Genomic DNA, 6,388 nt, shown 5'->3' on the forward strand with positions numbered 1-6,388 from the left:
GTTTGAACATTTCCAGATCGGCGCTTTTTACGATGAATCCATAACGCTGTAATGCCATCTTGTGCTCCACATATTTGTTTTTATTTGTATGTGGTTCATTAAAGACCTGTTACAGCGATTCGATTAGAGCCAGTACTTTTCGGATTTTAGAGCCAGCATGCTACTTTGGGACCAGTTTTCCGGTTCGAATCAGATACCACCATGATCAAAACACGAATAAAGAATTTCAGCTCAAAAAAGCAAAAGAAAACGCGCTCGGTCGCGAGCGCGTTTTTTCTACGGAAGGAGATTGGACTTAGAATGTGTAATCGATGATGAAACGGAGTTCATCAATATCACTGTAAGCATCCGCTTCGATATGGGCATATCGCACGCGGAAGCTCATATCAGTCAGAGCTCCGGTCTGTACGGTATAGGTCACATCAATGTTGGTTTCGACCTCATCCACCTCGATACTGCCGGAATCATACGTACCCTCTACATGACGTATCAGGCCTTTTAGTGCCGGAGAGAACTGGTAGTCGGCACGAAGCTGCCAGGAATCTTCGTCATCGCGGTTGAAGTCATTAAACTGAACGGAGTTCCAAACCTGCGGCAGGGTTTGGTCGCTGCCCCCCCCACGCAAAGTCATAAGCATCGTCGCCGCCGATGGTCTGATAGGAGACCAGCAGCTTCAGATTACCCATGGTGTAACGTGCAGCCAGGTTGGACATAGTGGAGTTGTAGTCCGGATCTGAATACAGGTTCCCCTCCGCTTCACCGTCGTAGTGATAGAAATCGATCAGCAAGCTGCGGGCATCCCCCAGATCATAGGTGTAGTTGGCATTCAGGTAGATCTGACGCTGATAGTCATCGGCATAGCCATAAGCAGCATGAACCCCCACGCCGTTATCAAACTTATAGCCACCACCGGCAATGATCACCTCGTAATCCTCTCCGCCTGAAGAGTATTCTTCGAAGGAGATATCGGAACGGGTTCTGGCTTCGTCGTTATACAGCGCGTAAAACTCGCCATTATCGTAGTCACCGCTGAGCATTACGATCTGGTGTGCACCGGGTGTTGAACGGATATCCGGGTCGTTCAGGAGCGGCAAGCCCATAATCACACGGCCAACACGTACTTTGGTGCCTTCGGTGATGCCGGCATCAAAAAATACCTGGCCGATTTTCGCTGAGTGTTCCGTTTCACCGTCACTGTTCACCCTGTTTACGTCGGCAGCGGCGTCGTTATTCCGACCGTCCAATTTAATGTTTGCCAGAGCAGTCAGGCCAAACTGGAAACGTTCACCAAACGTTGGTGACAGGTAATCCGCTCTAAACGCCTGCGCTGCCGCTACGCGGTCTTCAGGCCCTTCTCGGAAGTCACGATTGAAATAGAAAGTACGGGTACTGAGTGTCAGCTCAGGCTCACTCGCAGCCAGCACCACAGGTGCAGCCGTTACAGTTGCCATGATTACAGCAGTACTCAGCAGAGATCGGTGAAACTTAGCCATACGTAAACCCTTCCACTCTTAGAAGTTAAAGATTTATGCAGTCATGGCTTTCCGGTCAGAATCCAAGATGATTCAAGGCCGAAGAGGAGGACCCGAGATACCTGCGATCATGTACGACAAGATAGCCAATCCTTTCAAAGTGATGCGCTATCACTTCGACCTGTACTGACCGTCTGGAACGCTGTCTGCTCATGCTTTCGGGCGATGAACGGAAGTTCTTTGCGCTATGGCTCCAGAACACATTATCACTAGCATAGTTCAATATTTAGGAAATATAGCTCGCAAACGCCCTGTTTACGGGCAATCCGAGTAAAAAAGTAGGAAAAGCCCGCTCCTCCGGGGGGGAGGAGCGGTAAGTTCAGCATCATGCCGAATAGAGTTAACGCAGGGTTAAATGAACGGATTAAATCGTTGAGACGAAATCACTAGTACACATAATCTGAAGGTCTATTTGACCCTAGCCTTCTGCGGTTTGCGCCTGTACCACGGTAATGGCGATGACGTTTACCACATCGTTCGCAGAGCAACCTCGGGACAGGTCGTTCGCAGGTTTCTTCAAACCCTGCAGAATCGGACCAATTGCGTCTGCTTTACCAATTCGTTCAGCCAGCTTGTAACCGATGTTGCCCGCTTCAAGGTTCGGGAAGATCAGCACGTTCGCACGGCCCTGAGTCTGGGAAGACTCCACTTTACGCTCAGCAATCTCGGCTACTATCGCAGCGTCTAGCTGCACGTCGCCATCAATTGCCAAGTCTGGCATCTGCTCTTTTACGAGCGCAGTGGCTTCTACAACCTTATCAACCGCTGCATGCTTGGCACTGCCGCTGGTAGAGAAAGAAAGCATCGCTACTTTAGGCTCTTCATTCAGCAATGCTCGGGCACTGTTGGATGCAGACATTGCAATCTGCGCCAGCTGCTTGGAATCCGGATCGATTACCAGGCCACAGTCGGAGAAGATCACGCCGCCTTTCAGTTCGTGAAACGGTTCGCACAGCATCATCAGGAAGAAGCTGGAAACCATGGAGCTGTTTTCGCCCATTCCGATGATCTGGATGGCGGCACGTACGGTATCGCCGGTGGTGTACACCGCGCCACATACGGAGCCGTCAGCATCATCCAGGTGCACCATCATCTGTGCGTAGTGCAGTGGGTCGCGCATCAGCTCCACCGCTTTGCCCAGGGTCATACCCTTGGCTTCACGCAGGCGGTGCAGTTCAGCGGCGTAACGATCGATCTCGGCAGAATCAGTCGGATCGGTAACAGTGACACCGTCCAATGATACACCCTGCTCTGCTGCTTTCGCTGCGATAGCTGCTGCATTACCCAACAGAGTAATGCGGGAGATACCCCGTTCAGTCGCGGTTGCTGCTGCTTCGATAATGCGAGGATCTTCACCCTCAGCCAGTACGATATGACGCGGGTCATCACCGGCACGTTTAAAAATGTTATTGAGGGCCTTCATCCGAATACTCCTTGCTGTAGATTGAGAGGAGCCTCTGGTTAAACCACTCACCGTCCGTATGCAGAGAACGGGCGTGTAACACTGAACACAGGAACAGTGAGCGGTTTAACCAGAAGGTCCGCTTGTTGGTTGGCATCGTTAAGTGAAGAACCGGAGGCCGTGAGGCCTCCGGTTTGAACAGACTGTAAAAGCGTGGGCTTATACGTAGTCTTTGTATTTTTCCAGGTGACGTACTGGCTTGGACAGTGCGTCGCGGCGGAACGGATCGCCCAGCTCACGAGTACACATGATCTCGATTACAGTAGTCTTACGCTCTTCCATCTGCTTGCGGATAGCTTCCTGAAGTGCAGGACCTACGTCTTCCAGTTTGTCTACAGTTACACCTTCAGCGCCCATGGAGCGTGCGATGTCTGCGAAGCTTGGGTTTTCCAGCTCGCCTGCTACGAAACGACGGTTGTAGAAATCAACCTGGTTCTTCTTCTCAGCACCCCACTGACGGTTGTGGAATACGATAGAAGTTACAGGGATGTCTTCACGTACACAGGTCATGATTTCCATCATGGACATGCCCCACGCACCGTCACCCGCGTAAGAGATACCTGGGCGATCTGGAGCAGCAACTTTTGCACCGATCATAGTTGGCAGTGCGTAACCACAGTTACCGAAGGACATCGCTGCGAAGAAAGAACGTGGACGTTCGAAACGCAGGTAGCTGTTGGATACAGAGTTGATGTTACCGATATCGGTGGACACCATTACGTCTGCAGGCATTGCTTTTTCCAGCTCACGCAGAACCTGACGTGGGTGCAGGTAGTTGCCTTCTTCAGCAGCCTGCTCTTCGATCATCTCGCGAGAGTAATCGTCTTTCTCGTGGATCCACTCGTCCAGCTCAGCTTCCCAAGCAGCTTTTTCAGCAGCGATTTCTTCTGCGCGCTGATCACGGTTTTCCAGACACTTAGGAGATTTCTCAGCCAGCAGACGCATCAGTGCTTTAGCAGCTGCTTTTGCGTCACCGCAGATACCCACGTCAACTTTTTTAACCAGACCCAGCATCTTAGGATCGCAGTCAACCTGGATGATCTTCGCGTTTTTCGGCCAGTAATCGATACCGTGCTGAGGCAGAGTACCGAAAGGTCCCAGACGGGTACCCAGAGCCAGTACAACGTCAGCGCGCTGGATCAGTTTCATACCTGCTTTGGAACCCTGGTAACCCAGAGGACCACACCACATTGGGTGAGACGCTGGGAAGGAGTCGTTGTGCAGGTAGGAGTTTACAACTGGCATGCCCAGCTGATCGGAGATAGCGATCGCTTCTTCGTAAGCGTCACCCAGAACAACACCGCCACCGGAGATCATTACTGGGAATTCAGCGTTAGCCAGCAGCTCTGCAGCTTCAGCCAGAGCCTGCTCACCACCCGCGGAACGTTCGATGCGGATCGGCTCTGGGATTTCACAGTCGATGTCGCCGTAGAACAGGTCACGTGGGATGTTCAGCTGAGTTGGGCCGTTTTCCAGCATCGCGCGGTCGAAGCAGCGAGCAGTCAGTTCAGCCATACGGGTGTTGTTTACAACAGACACCTGGTACTTAGTGATGGTTTCGAAGAACGGCAGCTGCTGAGCTTCCTGGAAACCACCCAGACCCTGGGAGTTAGTACCGGTTTCAGGAGTGATACATACTACTGGGGAGTGCGCCCAGTAAGCTGCAGCAATTGCAGTTACGAAGTTGGTGATACCTGGGCCGTTCTGTGCGATACATACACCGTGACGACCGGAAACACGCGCATAACCGTCAGCCATGTGGCCAGCGCCCTGCTCATGCACTACAGGGATCAGACGAATACCAGCCGGGGTGAAGATATCCATCGCATCCATAAATGCAGAACCCATGATACCGAAACAATCGGTAACACCGTTCGCAACGAGGGTTTCTACCATCGCTTCACTAGGAGTCATACGAGCCATAATAGGAGTTCCTTAATGTTATTTTTATTGGCAGCAACCGAAGTCACTGCCGACAACGGTTGATGATTAAACGCTGTAAGGTGTGTACTCACGCCCTAAAGCAACGGCAACTTCTTCGTTTGTAATCTTGCCATCGTGAACATTGAGGCCATTCGCAAGGTGTGGGTCCCGACGAATCGCTTCCTGCCAGCCCAGATCAGCCAGCGCCACGATATACGGCAAGGTTGCATTGTTCAGTGCCAGAGTGGAGGTGCGGGCTACCGCACCTGGCATGTTGGCAACGCAGTAGTGAACGACGTCGTCAACAATGTAGGTTGGGTCCTGATGTGTGGTCGCACGGGAGGTTTCAAAACAACCGCCCTGATCGATTGCAACGTCTACAACAGCAGAACCTGGTTTCATACGGGAGACCATCTCTTTGGTCACCAGTTTTGGCGCGGCTGCGCCAGGAATCAGAACCCCACCGATCACCAGATCAGCAGAGAGCACATGCTCTTCCAGCGATGCTTTGCTGGAGTACACAGTGTTAATAGAAGTGCCAAACTCGGATACCAATCGGCGCAGCACGTCAACGGAGCGATCCAGAATCACAACGTTGGCGCCCATACCGATCGCCATGCGGGCAGCATTCGAGCCAACCACACCACCACCGATGATGGTTACTTTTGCCGGCTCTACGCCAGGCACACCGCCCAGCAGCATGCCACGACCGTGCTTGGATTTTTCCAGACAAGCAGCACCGGCCTGAATGGACATACGACCCGCTACTTCAGACATCGGTGCCAGCAGTGGCAGGCCGCCTTTATCAGACGTTACGGTTTCGTATGCGATGCAAGTAGCGCCGCTAGCCTGCAGGTCGTCGGTCTGATCTGGGTCTGGGGCAAGGTGGAGGTAAGTAAACAGCAGCTGACCTGGACGCAGCATTTTGCGCTCTACAGCCTGTGGCTCTTTAACTTTTACGATCATGTCTGCAGAAGCAAAGATCTCTTCTGCGGTGTCTGCGATGGTTGCGCCTGCTGCGCGGTAATCTTCGTCGCTGAAACCGATACCGGCACCGCCGTTCGCTTCAACAACAACCTGGTGACCACGGCTTGTCAGTTCCTGCACGCTGGCTGGAACCATACCGATGCGGTATTCGTGGTTCTTAATCTCTTTAGGTACACCAATCAACATATCTATCCACTCCCACTTTTTATTCTTTTGTTCTGAGTAGCAGACCGTGTTTAGCACCGGCCCTAGCGTTTTAGCGCGATTCCCGTGCTAACGTCTTGGTAAACAGATTAGGAGGGAGGCCTATTTCTCAGTAGGACCAGATTTGAGGTACGGTTTGAGCCAGGATGAAAAACTGGACCAAAGAGCATTTAATTCTTTATTTTTCAAAGACTTACAAAATGGAACCAAAACAAAAAAGCCACCTGATCCAGGTGGCTTTTGTTTAGCTATCAGTGGGTTAGATCACACCATCGAGTGG

5 protein-coding genes are annotated in these 6,388 nt (G+C 51.8%); all 5 read right to left on the reverse strand.

Annotated features, from left to right (window positions below; genetic code table 11):
- Nucleotides 1-295: 295 nt before the first annotated feature.
- The 5 genes from ACEQ15_RS05590 to ald all read right to left on the reverse strand — a co-directional run bounded on the left by ACEQ15_RS05590 (nt 296) and on the right by ald (nt 6,090).
- Nucleotides 296-637 (reverse strand): OprD family outer membrane porin, encoded by a 342-nt coding sequence (locus ACEQ15_RS05590; RefSeq protein ID WP_370278109.1) that lies wholly within the window; start codon nt 635-637, stop codon nt 296-298.
- Complete coding sequence (locus tag ACEQ15_RS05595) at nt 567-1,493, reverse strand: OprD family outer membrane porin (RefSeq protein WP_370278110.1); 927 nt, start codon at nt 1,491-1,493, stop codon at nt 567-569. Before ACEQ15_RS05595 ends, ACEQ15_RS05590 begins: the two co-directional genes overlap by 71 nt.
- A 457-nt stretch (nt 1,494-1,950) precedes the next feature.
- Entirely contained in the window at nt 1,951-2,955 is a 1,005-nt protein-coding gene (pta, locus tag ACEQ15_RS05600) for a phosphate acetyltransferase (protein ID WP_370278111.1), read from the reverse strand.
- A gap of 198 nt (nt 2,956-3,153) precedes the next feature.
- Complete coding sequence (xsc, locus tag ACEQ15_RS05605) at nt 3,154-4,917, reverse strand: sulfoacetaldehyde acetyltransferase (protein ID WP_370278112.1); 1,764 nt, start codon at nt 4,915-4,917, stop codon at nt 3,154-3,156.
- Nucleotides 4,918-4,983: 66 nt separating this feature from the next.
- On the reverse strand, nt 4,984-6,090 hold the full coding sequence (ald, locus tag ACEQ15_RS05610; protein ID WP_370278113.1) for an alanine dehydrogenase: 1,107 nt from the start codon (nt 6,088-6,090) through the stop codon (nt 4,984-4,986).
- Between the last annotated feature and the right edge of the window lie 298 nt (nt 6,091-6,388).

It is taken from the genome of Pontibacterium sp. (assembly GCF_964228735.1).
Lineage (GTDB): Bacteria > Pseudomonadota > Gammaproteobacteria > Pseudomonadales > Balneatricaceae > Pontibacterium.

Excerpts from the sequence above, each read along its gene's own strand:
- ald (WP_370278113.1), bottom strand. The coding sequence starts at position 6,090 with ATGTTGATTGGTGTACCTAAAGAGATTAAGAACCACGAATACCGCATC.
- pta (WP_370278111.1), bottom strand. The coding sequence starts at position 2,955 with ATGAAGGCCCTCAATAACATTTTTAAACGTGCCGGTGATGACCCGCGT.
- xsc (WP_370278112.1), bottom strand. The coding sequence starts at position 4,917 with ATGGCTCGTATGACTCCTAGTGAAGCGATGGTAGAAACCCTCGTTGCG.
- ACEQ15_RS05595 (WP_370278110.1), bottom strand. The coding sequence starts at position 1,493 with ATGGCTAAGTTTCACCGATCTCTGCTGAGTACTGCTGTAATCATGGCA.
- ACEQ15_RS05590 (WP_370278109.1), bottom strand. The coding sequence starts at position 637 with ATGCTTATGACTTTGCGTGGGGGGGGCAGCGACCAAACCCTGCCGCAG.